The organism is Phenylobacterium sp., from assembly GCF_965284355.1.
In the GTDB taxonomy this organism is placed as follows: Bacteria; Pseudomonadota; Alphaproteobacteria; order Caulobacterales; family Caulobacteraceae; genus Phenylobacterium.
In genome coordinates this window covers 644,169-659,237 of sequence record NZ_OZ260078.1, presented here as the reverse complement: position 1 = coordinate 659,237, position 15,069 = coordinate 644,169, and the positions used below count along the sequence as shown (strand labels likewise).

The 15,069-nt window shown below is 69.9% G+C and carries 16 protein-coding genes; 9 read left to right on the top strand and 7 right to left on the bottom strand.

From position 1 onward, the window contains the following. The first annotated feature begins 1 nt into the window (after nucleotide 1). Both ACQ66R_RS03285 and ACQ66R_RS03280 read left to right on the top strand, forming a co-directional pair. Nucleotides 2-733 carry an RluA family pseudouridine synthase gene (locus ACQ66R_RS03285; RefSeq protein ID WP_430419217.1) on the top strand — a complete coding sequence of 244 codons (732 nt, stop codon included), beginning with the start codon at nucleotides 2-4 and terminating at the stop codon, nucleotides 731-733. An 80-nt stretch (nucleotides 734-813) separates the two neighbouring features. Further along, on the top strand, nucleotides 814-1,302 hold the full coding sequence (locus ACQ66R_RS03280; RefSeq protein WP_430419215.1) for a CC0125/CC1285 family lipoprotein: 489 nt from the start codon (nucleotides 814-816) through the stop codon (nucleotides 1,300-1,302). Here the strand turns inward: ACQ66R_RS03280 and ACQ66R_RS03275 are convergent, their stop codons facing one another. Then, on the bottom strand, nucleotides 1,303-2,550 hold the full coding sequence (locus ACQ66R_RS03275; RefSeq protein WP_430419213.1) for a hypothetical protein: 1,248 nt from the start codon (nucleotides 2,548-2,550) through the stop codon (nucleotides 1,303-1,305). A 56-nt stretch (nucleotides 2,551-2,606) separates the two neighbouring features. On the opposite strand from ACQ66R_RS03275, the gene crcB reads away from it, so the two are divergent. The 3 genes from crcB to ACQ66R_RS03260 are packed head-to-tail and all read left to right on the top strand — an operon-like array spanning nucleotide 2,607 to nucleotide 5,457. Next, complete coding sequence (gene crcB / locus ACQ66R_RS03270; RefSeq protein WP_430419211.1) at nucleotides 2,607-2,990, top strand: fluoride efflux transporter CrcB; 384 nt, start codon at nucleotides 2,607-2,609, stop codon at nucleotides 2,988-2,990. Then, entirely contained in the window at nucleotides 2,987-3,964 is a 978-nt protein-coding gene (locus tag ACQ66R_RS03265) for an RluA family pseudouridine synthase (protein ID WP_430419209.1), read from the top strand. Before crcB ends, ACQ66R_RS03265 begins: the two co-directional genes overlap by 4 nt. Then, the gene (locus ACQ66R_RS03260) at nucleotides 3,961-5,457 is read left to right on the top strand and encodes a putative 2OG-Fe(II) oxygenase (RefSeq protein WP_430419207.1); all 1,497 of its coding nucleotides are present in this window, start codon (nucleotides 3,961-3,963) and stop codon (nucleotides 5,455-5,457) included. Before ACQ66R_RS03265 ends, ACQ66R_RS03260 begins: the two co-directional genes overlap by 4 nt. Here ACQ66R_RS03260 and ACQ66R_RS03255 read toward each other — a convergent pair. Together ACQ66R_RS03255 and ACQ66R_RS03250 are read right to left on the bottom strand one after the other, a co-directional pair. Beyond that, nucleotides 5,454-6,629 (bottom strand): DUF1501 domain-containing protein, encoded by a 1,176-nt coding sequence (locus tag ACQ66R_RS03255; RefSeq protein ID WP_430419205.1) that lies wholly within the window; start codon nucleotides 6,627-6,629, stop codon nucleotides 5,454-5,456. The two genes, ACQ66R_RS03260 and ACQ66R_RS03255, sit on opposite strands and share 4 nt — an antisense overlap. Next, nucleotides 6,626-8,044 (bottom strand): DUF1800 domain-containing protein, encoded by a 1,419-nt coding sequence (locus ACQ66R_RS03250; RefSeq protein ID WP_430419203.1) that lies wholly within the window; start codon nucleotides 8,042-8,044, stop codon nucleotides 6,626-6,628. The genes ACQ66R_RS03255 and ACQ66R_RS03250 overlap by 4 nt, the downstream gene beginning before the upstream one ends. Before the next feature lie 83 nt (nucleotides 8,045-8,127). On the opposite strand from ACQ66R_RS03250, the gene ACQ66R_RS03245 reads away from it, so the two are divergent. Beyond that, nucleotides 8,128-8,862 carry an ATP12 family chaperone protein gene (locus ACQ66R_RS03245; protein WP_430419201.1) on the top strand — a complete coding sequence of 245 codons (735 nt, stop codon included), beginning with the start codon at nucleotides 8,128-8,130 and terminating at the stop codon, nucleotides 8,860-8,862. On the opposite strand, the gene ACQ66R_RS03240 is transcribed toward ACQ66R_RS03245, so the two are convergent. Both ACQ66R_RS03240 and ACQ66R_RS03235 read right to left on the bottom strand, forming a co-directional pair. Continuing rightward, nucleotides 8,859-9,152 (bottom strand): putative quinol monooxygenase, encoded by a 294-nt coding sequence (locus tag ACQ66R_RS03240; protein ID WP_430419199.1) that lies wholly within the window; start codon nucleotides 9,150-9,152, stop codon nucleotides 8,859-8,861. The two genes, ACQ66R_RS03245 and ACQ66R_RS03240, sit on opposite strands and share 4 nt — an antisense overlap. 119 nt (nucleotides 9,153-9,271) lie before the next feature. Then, on the bottom strand, nucleotides 9,272-9,964 hold the full coding sequence (locus ACQ66R_RS03235) for a PEPxxWA-CTERM sorting domain-containing protein (RefSeq protein WP_430419197.1): 693 nt from the start codon (nucleotides 9,962-9,964) through the stop codon (nucleotides 9,272-9,274). A 188-nt stretch (nucleotides 9,965-10,152) separates the two neighbouring features. Here ACQ66R_RS03235 and ACQ66R_RS03230 point away from each other — a divergent pair, with 188 nt between their 5' ends. The 3 genes from ACQ66R_RS03230 (at nucleotide 10,153) to ACQ66R_RS03220 (ending at nucleotide 13,651) form a co-directional block, all read left to right on the top strand. Continuing rightward, the gene (locus tag ACQ66R_RS03230; RefSeq protein ID WP_430419195.1) at nucleotides 10,153-11,685 is read left to right on the top strand and encodes an acyl-CoA carboxylase subunit beta; all 1,533 of its coding nucleotides are present in this window, start codon (nucleotides 10,153-10,155) and stop codon (nucleotides 11,683-11,685) included. An 87-nt stretch (nucleotides 11,686-11,772) separates the two neighbouring features. Beyond that, nucleotides 11,773-12,804 carry a BON domain-containing protein gene (locus tag ACQ66R_RS03225; RefSeq protein ID WP_430419193.1) on the top strand — a complete coding sequence of 344 codons (1,032 nt, stop codon included), beginning with the start codon at nucleotides 11,773-11,775 and terminating at the stop codon, nucleotides 12,802-12,804. A 67-nt stretch (nucleotides 12,805-12,871) separates the two neighbouring features. After that, nucleotides 12,872-13,651, top strand: coding sequence for an aminoglycoside phosphotransferase family protein (locus ACQ66R_RS03220; protein WP_430419191.1), 780 nt, complete (start codon nucleotides 12,872-12,874; stop codon nucleotides 13,649-13,651). On the opposite strand, the gene ACQ66R_RS03215 is transcribed toward ACQ66R_RS03220, so the two are convergent. Together ACQ66R_RS03215 and msrB are read right to left on the bottom strand one after the other, a co-directional pair. Continuing rightward, nucleotides 13,648-14,472 carry a hypothetical protein gene (locus tag ACQ66R_RS03215; RefSeq protein WP_430419190.1) on the bottom strand — a complete coding sequence of 275 codons (825 nt, stop codon included), beginning with the start codon at nucleotides 14,470-14,472 and terminating at the stop codon, nucleotides 13,648-13,650. The two genes, ACQ66R_RS03220 and ACQ66R_RS03215, sit on opposite strands and share 4 nt — an antisense overlap. Beyond that, complete coding sequence (gene msrB / locus ACQ66R_RS03210) at nucleotides 14,472-14,966, bottom strand: peptide-methionine (R)-S-oxide reductase MsrB (protein WP_430419188.1); 495 nt, start codon at nucleotides 14,964-14,966, stop codon at nucleotides 14,472-14,474. Before msrB ends, ACQ66R_RS03215 begins: the two co-directional genes overlap by 1 nt. Nucleotides 14,967-15,069: the final 103 nt, after the last annotated feature.

Here is a 15,069-nt window from a genome sequence, read left to right as displayed (position 1 = left end):
GGTGAAGACCCAGAAGCCTGTTCAGCTGACGTCCGACGAGGTCGCGTTCGTGCGCGGCCTGGTGATGTACGAGGACGCCGACATCCTGGCGCTGAACAAGCCGGCGGGCCTGTCGAGCCAGGGTGGACGAGGGCAGGTGAACACCCTGGACGAACTGCTGTGGGCGTTCGCCAAGCCCGGTAAGGCGAGGCCGCGGCTGATCCATCGTCTGGACCGCGATACGTCGGGCGTGATCCTGACCTCCAAGACCCAGCCGGCCGCAAGTTTCCTAGGCAAGGCCATGATGCGGCGGGCGTTTTCCAAGACGTATCTGGCCATCGTCACGCCCGGCGCGCCCGAGCCGAAGGGCGGTGCGATCGATGCGCCGCTGCGCCGCGTGGAGCAGGGCCGCGAGGCCTACATGCAGGTGTGCAGCCCCGACCATCCCGACGCCGAGACAGCCCGTTCGCGCTACAAGACGCTGAAGGCGGGCGAGGGTTGTGCGCTGCTGCAGCTCGATCCCGAGACGGGTCGCATGCATCAGTTGCGCGTGCATCTGGCGTCGATAGGGCGGCCGATCGCAGGAGACGCCCGCTACGGCGGCGCGCTCATGGTCAACGGCCAGCCGATCCCGCGGTTGATGCTGCATGCGACGGCGCTGGGATTTCCGCACCCGGGTGGCGGGACCAAGCGGCTGGAAGCGCCGCCGCCGGCCGACATGGCCGAGCTGATCGACACGCTGGGGCTACGGTAACCAGGAACGGGCGCGCGGACTTAACCGTTTCGGGCTACAAGCCCCGGAAGGGACGTCACTTTTCGCTCGGACCGCTGTCCATGACCCGCCTGATCCTGATCGCCGCCGCCGCCCTTTCGGTCACCGCCTGCGCCGCGACGCCCACCCTGTACCAGCCTGCCGGCTCGGCCAGCGCCGTCGGCTACCGCGAGTATCGCATCGAGCCGGGCCGCTACCGCGTGACCTTCCAGGGCGGCCCCGGCGCGCCGCCGCAGCAGGTGCAGGACTATGCCCTGGTCCGCGCCGCCGACCTCGCCATCGCCGAAGGCTACGACTGGTTCCGGGTCGCCGACCGCTACATCGAGGGCCGCCCCGACCGCGGGCCGCAGGTCAGCCTGGGCGTCGGCGGCGGCAGCTACGGGCGACGTTCCGGCGTGGGCGTGGGGGTCGGCCTGGGCAGCATGAGCCTGGGGCCGGGACCGTCGGTGATCTCGAGTATCGAGGTCGTCATGGGCCGTGGCGAGCGCCCGCGGGGGGCCGATACCTATGACGCGCGGGCCCTGCGTAAGACGCTGGGCGACCGGATCTAGTCAGGCGACCTGACGCGTCACCGTCTTGGGCGCGGCGCGGATTCCGGCGTGGGTGAACCCGGCCTCTTCGGCCATCTCGAGGTGCAGGCGCTCGCCCAGCCCCTGGGCGATGAGAGCCGGCGCCTTGCCGCGCATCTGGTGCGCCATCTGACGCAGGAACGACCCCAGCTTGGCCTCGGGCAGCCCCAGCTCGGCGACATCGACCGACAGGCCGTTGAAGCGCGCGCCGCTGACGGGCCTGAGAGCTTCGGAGGTCGGTTGCAACCGCGCCAGCACGCCGCGGGCGACGCCGCTCACCAAGCTGACCACCTCGACCAGGCGGCCGGGCGGCGTGCCCTGGTCGATGTCGATGAACTCGATCATCGCGCCCTGGCGCACCTGTTCCGGCGAGGCGCAGGGCATGCCGATCAGCAGCTGGCGGCCTTTACGACCGCCCATGGTGCGGAACGAGACCGGCAGGATGACCGGCGGCTGGGTGCGCGCGTCCTGTGGCAGGAAGAGGCCGCCGAACGCCAGCGTGGCGTTGTCCAGCGCCATCAGATCCACATCGGCCAGCTTGCCGTACTTCCGCGTCGGGATGATCTCGCCGGTCGCGTAGTAGCGCACCGTCGGCTCCACGCGCAGCACCGCCGTCACGCCGTGGCGCAGGCTGACCACATGCTCCAGGGCGAACTCGATCTGCACCTTGTGGCCGCTGGCGGCGACAAACGACACCGGATTGCGCTCGCGCTCGGCCTGGGCGCTGACCTTCGTCTGATAGGGAGAGATGACAGGTTCGCGCTCGGCCTCGGGTCTGGCGGTGGCCCGTGCGGTGGCGATGGCCTCGGGATCGATCCCGGTGCAGCTGAGCACATGGCCGTCGATCTTGGTCACGGCCTTGACGCGGATGTCGCGGCGGTTGGCGGCGCCCAGGAAGAACTCCAACACCTCCTCTAGCACCTTCATGCCCACCGCCTGGGCGGCCACGCCCTCTTCGGTGGTCATGGCCACCAGCACCTCGGTGTCGCTGACCCGCTGGTGGATGTCCTGGTATGAGAGGTATTCGTTGAGCTTGCGGCCGAGATAGCCCCAGACGTCGTCGCGCTTCCGGTCCCAGCGATCGCCCGAGCGCTCCTTGATGGCCTCGACACTGATCAGGAAGACCGCGCCCCGTTCCAGGCGGTCGGACCCCGCAAGCCGTTCCAGCACGGCGGACGCGTCCGCGGCGCTGATGCGCGTGATCTCGTGTTCGTCGAGGGGGTTCGACATGGCGCCACCTTGGCCGACGTTGGCAAACGAAGTCTTGCCGCGCATAAGGCCTTCGAATGCAGACACTTCTCCTTGTGGCCGTTGGTGGCGGGTCGGGCGCGGTCCTGCGCTACCTCCTGGGCGTCCAGGCGGCGCGCGCGCTGGGCCCGGGCTGGCCCTATGGCACCTTCGCGGCCAATGCGCTGGGCGGCCTCCTGATGGGCGTCCTGGCCGGCTGGCTGGCGCTGAGGGGCGGTCCCGACGGCGAGAAGTGGCGGCTTCTGCTGGGCGTGGGCGTTCTGGGCGGCTTCACAACCTTCTCGGCCTATTCGCTGGAGGTGGCGCTGATGATCGAACGCCGCGACTGGGGCCAGGCCTTCGCCTACAGCCTGGGCTCGGTGGTGTTGTCGGTGGCGGCGCTGTTCGCGGGCCTGCTGCTGGTGCGGCGGTTGCTCGCATGAGAGAGGTCAAGACCCTCTACGTGGACAAGGGCGAGGAGGGCGTGCGCCTGGACCGCTGGTTCAAGCGCCGCTGGCCGCACCTCAACCACATCCAGATTCAGAAGCTGACCCGCTCGGGTCAGATCCGGGTGGACGGCGCGCGCGCGAAGCCCGACACGCGCCTGTCGGCGGGCAGCCAGGTGCGTGTGCCGCCGCTGCCCGACGCGCCGGATCCCGAAGAGAAGGGGCAATTGCCCGCGCGCGACATCGCCTACGCCAAGAGCCTGGTGATCTATGAGGACGAGGAGGTCCTGGCGCTGAACAAGCCCTCGGGCCTGGCGGTGCAGGGCGGGACAAAGACCTCCAAGCACATTGACCGGCTGCTCTCGGCCTGGGGGGAGGGGCTGGAGCGGCCCCGCCTGGTCCACCGGCTGGACCGCGATACGTCCGGCGTCCTGGTGCTGGGCAAGACGCCGGGCGCGACCGCCAAGCTGGCGGGCGCCTTCGCGAAACGGCGGGCGCAGAAGGTCTACTGGGCCATCGTGGCGGGCTTTCCGAAGCCGGGCGACGGCGTACTGAACCTGCCGCTGGCCAAGAAGGGGGTCGGCGACCGCGAGATGATGGTCCCGGTCGACCCCAAGGACGACCGCGCCGAACAGGCCGAGACCGAGTTCGTGACTATCGCCCGCGCCGGCCCGCGCGCCGCCTGGATGGCGCTGTGGCCGCATACCGGACGCACACACCAACTGCGCGCGCACATGCTGGCCATGGGCCACCCAATCCTGGGCGACCTGAAGTACAACACCGAGACCTCGGTCGAGCTGTCCGGCGCGCTCAAGATGCAGCTGCACGCGCGCCGCCTGATCCTGCCGCATCCCTCGCGTGGGACCCTGCTGCTGGAAGCGCCGATCAGCCGCGAGTTGAAGGCCGGCTTCGAACACTTCGGCTTCGATGAGCACGAGGCCGATCCTGAACCTTTCAAGAGGCGACGTTGAGCCAAGACCCTGTCGATCGCGCCAAGGCCCTGCTGGACGAGGGCCGTATCGAAGAGGCGCTGGCGGTCACGACGCCCCTGGCTGAGCATCCCGAGCCCAGCCACCGGGCGCTCGCCATGCATTCCACGGCGCTGAAGGCGCTGGGCCGCCGCGAAGAGGCGTTGGTCTTCGATACTCGAGCCACCAGCCGCTACCCCTCGAGCGGCGCGGCCTGGCACAATCTGGCCGCCACGCTGGGCGATCTCGGCCAAGGGGCCAAGGCCGTCGCGGCCATGGAGCATGCCTTCCGCCTCGGGTTGGACGGCGCCCTGAGCTGGGGCGTGATGGCGCGCGCCAAGTCGGCCATCGGCGACCTGGACGGCGCCGAGAACGCCTATCGCGAGGCGCTGCGCCGGGCGCCGAACCGGGTCGAGACGGCCGCCGAGTACGCCAACCTCGCGTGGATGCGGCGGGGCGACCTGGCCGAGGCCGAGATGATCCTGGACCGCTGCGCCCACGCCGGCGGGCTGCCCGCGCCGCTCCTGCTGACCAAGGCCAGGTTCCTGGACGCCGCCGGCCAGGCCGAGAAGGGCGCCGTCCTGCTGGCCATGGCCGCCGATCGCATGCCCGACGAGGTGGCGCTGCTGATGGCGGCGGGGCAGGCGGCGCTGGAGCTGGGCCGGCTGGACGACGCCGAGCGGTTCGCGGCGCGCGCCGAGGCGCGACTGCCCGACCAGCCCGGCGTTCTGAACCAGGCGGTGATCGTGCATCTGGCTCGCGGCCGCGCCGACCTGGCGCTGGCGAAGGCGCGGCGCGGGCTGGAGCTGGATCCTGGCAACCAGTCGCTGTGGGGCTGGGCGGCGTCGGCCGCGCGCGCCTTGGGTGACCCGCTCTATCACGAGCTGTACGACTACGACGCCATGGTCGGCGTCTACGAGATCGCCGCGCCGTCGGGATGGGCCGATCTGACCAGCTATCTCGCCGACCTCGCCGCAGCCCTCAACCGCATCCACCTCTACGACACCCACCCGTCGTCGCAGTCGCTGCGCCACGGCAGTCAGACGACCTACCGGCTGACGGGCTCGGACGACCGGGCGATCAAGGCGTTCTTCAAGGCCATCGACGCGCCGATCCGCCAGCACATCGCCCGGCTGGGCAAGGGGACCGACCCTCTGCGGTCGCGCTCGACCGGGAACTACCGCATCGAGGGAGCCTGGTCGGTGCGACTGAAGCCGGGCGGCTTCCACAAGGATCACTTCCACCCCGAGGGGTGGCTATCGTCGGCGTTCTACGTGGAGACGCCGGACAGCGCGCTGGACAGCGTCGAGAAACAAGGGTGGATCCGGTTCGGCCAACCGCCCTTCGTCACCGATCCGCCGCAGCCCGCGGACCACGTCGTGCGGCCGAAGCCCGGCCGGCTGGTGCTGTTCCCGTCGTACATGTGGCACGGCACCGTGCCCTTCGCGACCGACGAGCGCCGTATGACGATCGCCTTCGACGCTGTGCCCGCTTAGACCAGCCCCGCCAGCGGCCTGACGCTGGCGCTCTCCGGGAACACCAGGGTGTCCAGGGCGCGGCGGTCGAGGCCGAGGTGCTCGGCCAGCAGCCCCTTCTCCAGCGCCCGCAGGTCGAGCGCGGGATAGAGATCGCGGTCCTCGAACAAGGCCTGCCGCTTCAGCGTCGGCCAGTCGCCGACGATGCCGCCGGCCTTCAGGGCGCCGCCCATGATGAGCGCTGCCGAGCCGGTGCCGTGATCGGTGCCGCCTGTGCCGTTCACCCGGGCGGTCCGGCCGAATTCGGTGATGGCCAGGACGACGGTGTCGCGCCAGACGGCCCCCAGCCCCGCATGCAGACCATCCACCAGGGCGTCGAGGCTGGCGAGGCGGACGCCCAGCAGCGTGGCCTGGTTCGCGTGGGTGTCGAACCCGTCCAGCGACACGGCGGCCAGTTGGGGACCGTTCGGCGCCTTCAGGAAGCCTGCCAGGGCCTCACCCATGGCCCGCGCGGCCTCACGGCCCGGCACGGTCTGGCCGCGCATGCCCCCTGCGCCGGACATCGCAGCGCCGGTGTCCCGGGCCAGGGTCTCGGTCTGTAGTCCCCGTGCGAGCGCAGGGCCCAGCAGCGGGTCGTCCTTGTAGAGGTCCTGCAGCAGGCCGGGCAGACGGGCCTCGGCGTCGACGGCGCGGCCGGGCGACCACGAACCGGTGGAAGCGGGACCCCGCAGGATCAGCGGCGCCGTCGGGCCCACCGAGATCGCCTCGACCTTGCCCATCGCCGATACGGCGCGGTTCAACCAGCCCGAGGTGGTGGCGTAGACGCCTGGGGCGCCGGTCTCGAGCACATCCTGGGCCTCGAAGTGCGAGCGGGCGCGGTCGGGGGTCGCGACGGCCGGGGCGATGCGGGCCTGCCCGGCCTGCGCCAGCTTGTGGATGGTGGGCAGCGAGGGATGCAGGGCGAAGGTCGAGTCCAGCCTCAGCGCCGCGTCGCCCAGGGCGAGCGCCCCGCGCAGCCCTTCGTAGTCCGGGTCGCCAATGGGCGGCGCCACTGAAAGGCCGTCCATGCCGCCGCGGCAGACGATCACCACGAACTTGCGAGTGGCCGGGACCGCGGCGTCGGCGACACGCGCCAGGAACGGCAGCGACAGGCCGGCGGCGAACGCGCGGCGATGGAGGCGAGGTCCGGTCATCGGCGCTGGAACTCCGGCGACATGAGGAGAAGGGCGACGGCTTCGGCGCGGGACTCGGCCCGGGCGATGGCCGTCGCCGAGGTCGAGCCCAGGCGCGCGCCCAGGGTGAGGCCGGCGAGCGCGGAGGGGTCCTGCACGCGTGATCCGGCCACGGCGGCGAACTGCTGGGCGAACTGCATCCGCTTCACCAAGGCGTCCGAGGCGGCCCAGGGCGCGGCTTCGTCGGGCCAGCCCTTGGGCGAGGGCGCGCCGAACGGGCGCTGCCCCAGTCCGCCCAGGACGCCGCCCACCTGACCGATCCCCCGCGGCTCGCCGCCGAGGGCGCGATAACTGGAGACCACGAACTCATAGGGCGTCTTCAGCTTGGCGGGGCGAGGCCCCCAGGCCTCGGGCGCGTCGATCAGCGTCTCGGCGACGCGGGCGAGATCGCCGTCGGTGGAGAGCCAGGCCCGCTCCAGGCGCGCGACGAGCGCCGGGGGCGGATCGTCGGCCACGAAGTGTCGGGCGATCTTCGTGCAGATGAAGCGGGCGGTCTGCGGTCGAGCCGCGAGATCGGCGAGGATCGCGCCCGCCTGCGCCTTGCCGCCTTCGGCATAGCGGACGCCCATGACGGTTCGGGCGCCGGGCTCGTGGGTCTGGGGCCTGAAGACGACGCCTTGGACCCCGGCGTCTCTGGGGCCTGCGATGGACAGGCCGGTCAGCGCGCGGGCGAACTCGGTGACGTCGGCCTGAGCATAGCCGCCGTCGACGCCCACCGTGTGCAGCTCCAGGATCTCGCGGGCCAGGTTTTCGTTGAGGCCGCGTTGCGGGCTGCCATCCGGGCCCACGCCGCGGCGGCGCTGGACCTGGGCGGCGCGGCTGTTGGGCCCGACCGACTGCGCCTGATCCAGGTAGAGCAGCATCGCCGGATGGGTCTCGGCGGCGCCCAGCAGGTCGGCGAAGCGGCCGAAGACGTGCGGGCGGATCGCCTCGTTCTCGAACGGGCCGACCAGTCCGGCGACCTGCAGCTTCACCGCCGAGACGGTGAAATGGTTGGCCCAGAACAGCGCCCAGCGCTCCCGGAAGCCGGCCTGCGTCTGCGTCGCCAGGCGGACGCGCGCCAGGGTATCGCCGACGGTGTTGTCGCGAACGAAGCGGCGGGCCTTCATCACCGGATCATCATCGCCCGCCGACCTGTTTCCAGGGGGCGCGCCGGCCTGCTCGGCCATGACCCGCTGGCGGCGATAGTCGCGGAACTCGGCCAGCCGTTGGGCCGAGGACTCGGCGTCTGGCGAGAAGGTTTCTGCGCCCTCGCGTCGGACCTGGGCCTTCAGCCAGCCGCGCGGATCGCGTGCCGCCTCGCCGATCTCGCCGGCCCGGGCGCCTACGCCGAAGCGGGTGACGGCGATAGCGCCTTCCAGATCCCGTTGGCCCATCGCCACAGGCATCCTCCCTTGCGGTCGTCTCGTTTTGTGCCCATTGCACGGCCGCCGAAAGGCGTTCCGTCGGGAGATATGAGTTGGACCTGCGCAAAGGCTTCCACGAGCCGGCCGAGAAACCCAGGCGCTTCTACAAGACCGTCACCGTCACCGAGGCGGACGGCGGGTTCGGCGTGCTGCTGGACGGCCGCAACCTGCGCACGCCGAAGGCTCAGCTGATGCGGCTCCCGACGCGTGCGGCGGCCGAACAGGTGGCCGAGGAGTGGGCCGCTCAGACCGACGTGATCGAGATGGCGACCATGCACGCCACCCGCCTCGCCAACACCGCCATCGAGACCATCGGCGACAGCCGCGAGGGCGTGGCCGATCAGGTGGCGCAGTACGCGGGCTCGGACCTGGTCTGCTACTTCGCCACCGACCCCTCCGCCCTGGTGGCGCGGCAGGAAGCGGCGTGGCTGCCTGTCCTGGCCCGCGTCGCTGAAGAGGAGGGCGTTCGCCTCGAGCTCAGCCAGGGGATCGTCCACCGCGACCAGCCGCCCACGTCGCTGACCCGGGTGCGTGAGATCGCCCTGTCCTTGAGCGACTTCCAGCTCGCCGGCCTGGCGTTCGGGGTGGCGCTGTTCGGCTCGGCGGTTCTGGCGATCGCGCTGTTGCGCGGCTGGCTCACCGCCGACGAGGCGTTCGATCTGTCTCGCGTGGACGAGGCCTACCAGGAGGAGAAGTGGGGCATCGACGAGGAGGCCGCCGAGCGGACGGCCCGGCTGCGCGTCGAGGCCCAGGTGCTGGAGCGCTGGCTGAAGGCGCTGGCGGCCTAACTCCGCTCCACGATCGGCAGGATCTTCATCCGCGTGCTGCGCGCCGCGAGCTCGCGGACGCTGGCCATGAACGCCTGCGAGCCCGGCTGGGCGAAGTGGTCGTCCAGCGCGGCGCGGTCGGCCCACTCCTCATAGAAAAACAGGGTCAGCGGGTCCTCGCAATCGACGTGCACGCTGTGCCGCAGGCACCCGGGCTCAGTGCGCGAACGTGTCACGTGGGCGAGGGCCGCCTCGCGCAGGGCGTCGAACGTGTCGGGCCTAGCGGTGACCGTGCCGGTGACGACGAGCATGCGAGACCTCCGACCCGTCTTGGGGGATCGGCCTGCGTACAATTTCGCGCCCCCTCACGCAAAGACCCGGCGCCATGGGGCGCCGGGTCCGCAGTCCGCGGGTTTGCGGGATCGTCGGTTCAGAAGCCGGCCAGCGCGAGGCCTTGGCGGCGACGGCGCAGGACGGCGCCCAGGCTGCCGAAGCCGATCAGCATCATCGCCCAGGTCGCCGGTTCGGGCACGCCGCCGACCACTTGGCCGGACGACGAACCCGCCGCCAGGATGTAGGCGCCGCCGAACCGAAGGCCATAGATGTCGGCGGTATCATTCTGAATGCCGCGGAACTGGAACTGGTTGAAGCCGCCCGGGGTCGAGATGGGCGCGTCGACATCCAGGAAGAACGTGCTCGTGACGTTGCCGTTGATGTCGAGGGTCGAGATGAACGGCGAGTCGCCGCACCCGGGGCAATAGTTGAAGTAGAAGCCGATCGCGCTGTAGGCCGTCGTGCCCAGCAGCTGGCCGTAGCCGCTCGGTCCATCGATGCCGATGTAGACCGCGTCATCGCCGAACGAGCCGTTGTCGCCCAGGCCGTAACCGCCTTGGCCCACCACGGCGCCGTTGCCCGAGTTGCTGTTCGGGATATCGGCCGTGAACGTGAACTCGCCGACGGTCACCGGACCGAAGGTGAAGTTGTAGTTGCCGGTGTCGTAGCCGGTCAGGTCCAGTTCAGGACCAGCGTAGCCGGCGTCGGACGTCAACAGCGTCGGCGCAGCTTGCGCGGCGCCGGCGATCGACAGGGCGGCCACGGCCGCCAGAAGTGCTGAACGAAGCATATGTGGAACCCCCAGATTCATCCAATCGATCCCGATTTCCCCTGCGGCGCGGGTCCGAACAACGACGTTCTCCTGATGGGGGAGTTTCTGGTCATCTTGGGGTCATACCCCTGGCGACTACCCTGGCGTGAACTTGCTTCACCGTTCCGGCGGCTCTACCCCTGCGCCTTCGTCAAGGAAGGCCGGACGTGAAGCATATCCTGGAAGAACTCGAGAAGCGCCGCGAGGACGCCCGCATGGGCGGCGGCGAGAAGCGGATCGCGAGCCAGCACGCCAAGGGCAAGCTCACCGCCCGCGAACGGATCGACCTGCTGCTCGACGAGGGCTCGTTCGAGGAGTTCGACATGTTCGTCGAGCATCGCGTCAGCGAGTTCGGCATGGAGAAGAACCGGATCCCCGGCGACGGCGTCGTGACCGGCTGGGGCCGTATCAACGGGCGGGTGGTGTTCGTCTTCTCGAAGGACTTCACCGTGTTCGGCGGCTCGCTGTCGTCGGCCCACGCCGAGAAGATCCTGAAGGTCCAGCGCCAGGCCATGAAGGTGGGCGCCCCGATCATCGGGCTGTTCGACGCCGGCGGCGCGCGCATCCAGGAGGGCGTCGCGGCCCTGGGCGGCTATGCCGACATCTTCCTCGAGAACACCCTGGCCTCGGGCGTCATCCCCCAGATCAGCGTGATCATGGGCCCCTGCGCGGGGGGCGACGTCTATTCGCCCGCCATCACCGACTTCATCTTCATGGTGAAGGACACGTCCTACATGTACGTGACCGGACCCGACGTGGTGAAGACCGTCACCCACGAGGACGTCAGCCACGAGGATCTGGGCGGCTACCGGGTCCACGCCATGAAGTCCGGCGTCGCCGACGGGGCGTTCGAGAACGACCTCGAGGCGCTGACGCAGGTGCGCCGCCTGGTCGACTTCCTGCCGCTCAACAACCGCGAGAAGCCGCCCGTCCGCGAGAGCTACGACGACGGCAAGCGGATGGAGATGAGCCTGGACACCCTGGTCCCGGCCAATCCGAACAAGCCCTACGACATGAAGGAGCTGATCCAGAAGGTCGTCGACGAGGGCGACTTCTTCGAGATCAGCCCGGACTTCGCCAAGAACATCGTCGTGGGCTTCGGCCGTCTGGACGGCCAGCCGGTAGGCATCGTGGCCAACCAGCCGCAGACCCTGGCCGGCGTGCTCGACATCGACAGCTCGCGGAAGGGCGCCCGCTTCGTGCGCTTCTGCGACTGCTTCGAGATCCCGATCATCACCTTCGTCGACGTGCCGGGCTTCATGCCGGGCACCAAGCAGGAGCAGGGCGGCCTGATCCGCCACGGCGCCAAGCTGCTGTTCGCCTTCGCCGAGGCCACGGTGCCGAAGATCACGGTGATCACCCGCAAGGCCTATGGCGGCGCCTACGACGTGATGAGCTCCAAGCACATCCGCGGCGATATCAACTACGCCTGGCCGTCGGCCGAGATCGCGGTGATGGGGGCGAAGGGGGCGGTGGAGATCATCTTCCGCTCCGAGATCGGCGATCCTGAGGCCATCGCGGCCCGCACCGCCGAGTATCAGGCCCGCTTCGCGAACCCGTTCGTCGCCGCCTCACGCGGCTACATCGACGACGTGATCATGCCGCACTCGACCCGCAAGCGGCTCATCAACGCGCTGAAGAACCTCAAGGGCAAGACGCTCACGAACCCCTGGAAGAAGCACGACAACATTCCGCTATGACGCCGTTCCAGCGGAACCACCCCCTCGGCCCTTTGTTCTCACCCCACGGCGGGCTCGCCCCGCCAGGAAGAACGAAGGAGAACAGCCATGGCTGGTCGTTGGAGCGACGATCTGGAGCGGTACTGGCAGGAGCGCGATCGGCAGCGATCCGATGACCGGTACGACGTGTACGGGATGAATGAGCCGCGCGAGCGCGCGTCGCGCGGCGAGGGCCGGACCTTCGATCGTGGCGGCGAGCGCGGCCGGGTGTTCGGCGAGCGTGACAGCGGCGCCGGCTACAACCAGAGCCGCGAAGACGCCCGCTATACGCAGCGGCCCGATGAAGACCGTTACGGCCGTGGCGGCTGGCAGGACCCCGACTACGAGGGCGTCTCGCCGGCGATGCGCCGCGGCGACTATGAAACCGGCTATCGCGCAAACCCGACCGATCGCGGCGGCCGCTACTATGGCGACGACGGCTCGCGACGCTTTGATGGCGAGGGCCGCCGGTTCGGCAGCTATGACGCCGACCAGCGCTATCAGCGCGAGATGCGTCGCCCCGGGGCGACGTATTCCGGCGGCGCCGGCGGCTACGACTATGAGCGGGGCTACGGCGACGGCGGCCGTCCCGACGACCGTGGCTTCGAGGATCGCGCCCGAGAGGCCGGCGATTTCTTCCGGCGGACCGGCCGGCGGATCTCGAACTGGTTCTCCGACGTGGCGGGCGAGGGTGGCCAGGACCACCGGGGCGCCTATGAGGACTACCGCGGCGCCCGCGGCCTGGGTCCGAAGGGCTACAAGCGCTCCGACGAGCGGATCAACGACGACGTTCATCAGCGGCTGGCAGACGATGCCTGGTTGGACGCAACGCATATCGACGTCGCGGTGTCGCAAGGCGAGGTGACCTTGTCCGGCACGGTGGTGAGCCGGGAAGCCAAGCACCGGGCGGAGCGGATCGTCGAGGACCTGACGGGCGTCAACCACGTCCAGAACAACCTGCGTGTCCAGTCGACGGGCTACGCGACGAGTTCCGGTCGCAGCTATGGTGAGAGCGCCAGCGACGTAGGAATGGCTTCAAGCCAGCCCGTGAAGGACGTGACCGACGGCGCCGCGACGCCGCCGGCACAGAAGCGGAACTAACAGCCGCATACCTTAGTCCAATGAGGGCTATGGACGCAGACGCCGCTTGGCTACGCTGGGCGGCGTCATGCTGTCCGACTTTCAGCCTTGGATCGAACGATGGGCGCTAACGCCGGACGGCGAGCCCTTCGTGACGACCTATTCGCAGAGCCGGCTCTTGCCCGTACGCCGTTGCGGCCGAGCCGCGATGCTGAAGCTGGCCGCGTCCGACGACGAGCGCCGCGGATCAACCATCATGGCCTGGTGGGACGGGCGAGGCGCCGCGCCTGTTCTCCGCCATGACGACAACGCACTGTTGATGGCGCGCGGCGAGGGGGTGCGATCGCTGGCCGAGGCGCCGGACGAGGTTGCGCTGCCTATCCTGTGCGGGGTTGTCGCTGCGTTGCATGCTCCGCGGCCCGATCCACCCTCGGTCCCACCGCTGGCGCAGTTGTTCCGAGCGCTCCTCGACGGCGGTGAACCGCGGCTGGAAGGCGCTCGCCGCATCGCTCGCGAACTGCTGGCGACCTCATGCGAGGGAGTTCTCCTGCATGCCGACATCCACCACTCCAACGTCCTGGACTTTGGCGACGAAGGCTGGCTCGCCATCGATCCTTGGGGCTACCGAGGGGAGCGCGCCTACGACTACGCCAACGTCCTGCGGAACCCCAACCTCGTCCGCGTCACAGAGCCAGGGCGCTTCGATTCTGGACGCGCCCTTATCGCCGAGGCTGCGGGACTGGATCCGGCGCGCCTGCTGCGCTGGACCTATGCGCACGCTGGCCTCGCTGCTTCGTGGGACTTGATGGATGGCCAGGAACCCGACCGGTCGTTTGCCGTGCTGGCACTGGCGGAGGCGCGCCTCTAGAGCGGCGGCGCGGGCGGGGCCAAGCCGGGCCGCGAGGCCACCGGCTCCCCGCCCGCGAACTGCCGGCAGCGGTCCCAGTTGAAGGCGGCGGTTCCGAAGACCTGGACACAGGCGCCGACGTCGGAGCGCTCGATGCGGCCCTGTTGCGCGAGCCAGGTGCATTGGGCGACCGAGCCGATCAGGTAGCTGGCCACCGGCGAGCCCTGGACTTGGCGGTTGGGGATTGCGACCTCGTCCGACTGGGTGTCGGTGAACGCGTTTCCATAGCCCATCGGGGTGAGCACGATTGTGTGGGCGTACTCGTGCGCGGCGACATTGATGGCGCAAGAGCGGGCGACGGCGTCCGGGCGTCGCCACGCGGCCAGCACGACCCGCTCGATGAGGATGTTGGAGTACCGTCCTGAGGCGACCCCTTCGCCGGCTGCGCCGAGACCGCCGGAGTCGCCATCCACCAGCGCCACGTCGGCCGGTGCGAAACGCGACCCCATAGGCTCCAGGGCCACGATGCTGGCGATTCGAGAGACCGTGGCCGCCTGCTCGGCGTTGCGGGCGTAGACGCCCGGGTAGCGCTCTTCGAGCGCCAGGAGGTTCGTGCGGAACTCCGGCGAATGCAGGACGGCGAAGGCCTCCGTCATGAGCCTCGACAGGGCTTGGCTTTCGACGTCGTCCCGGGCGCCGAGGATGCGGTCATAAGGCGCGCGGCCGGGCGCAGTGTCTTCGGCCCGGTTCTCCCAGGCGGTCCAGCCCAGCATGGCGACGGCCGCGGCGACGGCCCATAGGCCGGACGATCCGAAACCGCGCCGCTCCGGCGCTTCCGACATCAGCCGGCGGCGGCCCGGAGCGCCTCGTCGTCGCCGCGCGCCAGAGGATCGCGCAGATGGCCCCCGCCGGGGACGAACTCCAGGCTCACCGAGTTGATGCAGTAGCGCAGGCGCGTGGGCGGCGGCCCATCAGGGAAGACGTGGCCCTGGTGGCTGTCGCAGCGGGCGCAGCGGGTTTCGATCCGGACCATGCCCCACGACACGTCACGAACGCCGACCACATGCGCCTCGTCGAACGGCGCCCAGAAGGACGGCCAGCCGGTGCCGCTCTCGAACTTGGTCTTGTGCTGGAAGAGGGGCAGGGCGCAGAGGCGGCAGCAATACACGCCGTCGTCCTTCTGATCGAGAAGGCCGCCACAGAACGGCGCCTCGGTGCCGTGGTGCAGCAGGACGTCGGCTTCCGCCGGGGAAAGTCCGGCTTCCAGTTGCTTGCGTTCCTCTGCGGTAGGCGGCGAGAGAGAGAATCCGGACGGGGAGACTGCTGGCGTGCTCATGGACGCCAATCTAAGGTCTCGCCCTCCACTACGGAAGGTGTAGCGCCATGCAGGGCGCGCATCGTCGGGCTCGCACCGGGCCGCCTGTTGGGACTGTCGCTTA

Excerpts from the sequence above, each read along its gene's own strand:
- ACQ66R_RS03235 (WP_430419197.1), bottom strand. The coding sequence starts at position 9,964 with ATGCTTCGTTCAGCACTTCTGGCGGCCGTGGCCGCCCTGTCGATCGCC.
- msrB (WP_430419188.1), bottom strand. The coding sequence starts at position 14,966 with ATGAGCACGCCAGCAGTCTCCCCGTCCGGATTCTCTCTCTCGCCGCCT.
- ACQ66R_RS03225 (WP_430419193.1), top strand. The coding sequence starts at position 11,773 with ATGGCTGGTCGTTGGAGCGACGATCTGGAGCGGTACTGGCAGGAGCGC.
- ACQ66R_RS03255 (WP_430419205.1), bottom strand. The coding sequence starts at position 6,629 with ATGACCGGACCTCGCCTCCATCGCCGCGCGTTCGCCGCCGGCCTGTCG.
- ACQ66R_RS03250 (WP_430419203.1), bottom strand. The coding sequence starts at position 8,044 with ATGGGCCAACGGGATCTGGAAGGCGCTATCGCCGTCACCCGCTTCGGC.
- ACQ66R_RS03215 (WP_430419190.1), bottom strand. The coding sequence starts at position 14,472 with ATGTCGGAAGCGCCGGAGCGGCGCGGTTTCGGATCGTCCGGCCTATGG.
- ACQ66R_RS03280 (WP_430419215.1), top strand. The coding sequence starts at position 814 with ATGACCCGCCTGATCCTGATCGCCGCCGCCGCCCTTTCGGTCACCGCC.
- ACQ66R_RS03275 (WP_430419213.1), bottom strand. The coding sequence starts at position 2,550 with ATGTCGAACCCCCTCGACGAACACGAGATCACGCGCATCAGCGCCGCG.
- ACQ66R_RS03240 (WP_430419199.1), bottom strand. The coding sequence starts at position 9,152 with ATGCTCGTCGTCACCGGCACGGTCACCGCTAGGCCCGACACGTTCGAC.
- ACQ66R_RS03265 (WP_430419209.1), top strand. The coding sequence starts at position 2,987 with ATGAGAGAGGTCAAGACCCTCTACGTGGACAAGGGCGAGGAGGGCGTG.
- ACQ66R_RS03220 (WP_430419191.1), top strand. The coding sequence starts at position 12,872 with ATGCTGTCCGACTTTCAGCCTTGGATCGAACGATGGGCGCTAACGCCG.
- crcB (WP_430419211.1), top strand. The coding sequence starts at position 2,607 with ATGCAGACACTTCTCCTTGTGGCCGTTGGTGGCGGGTCGGGCGCGGTC.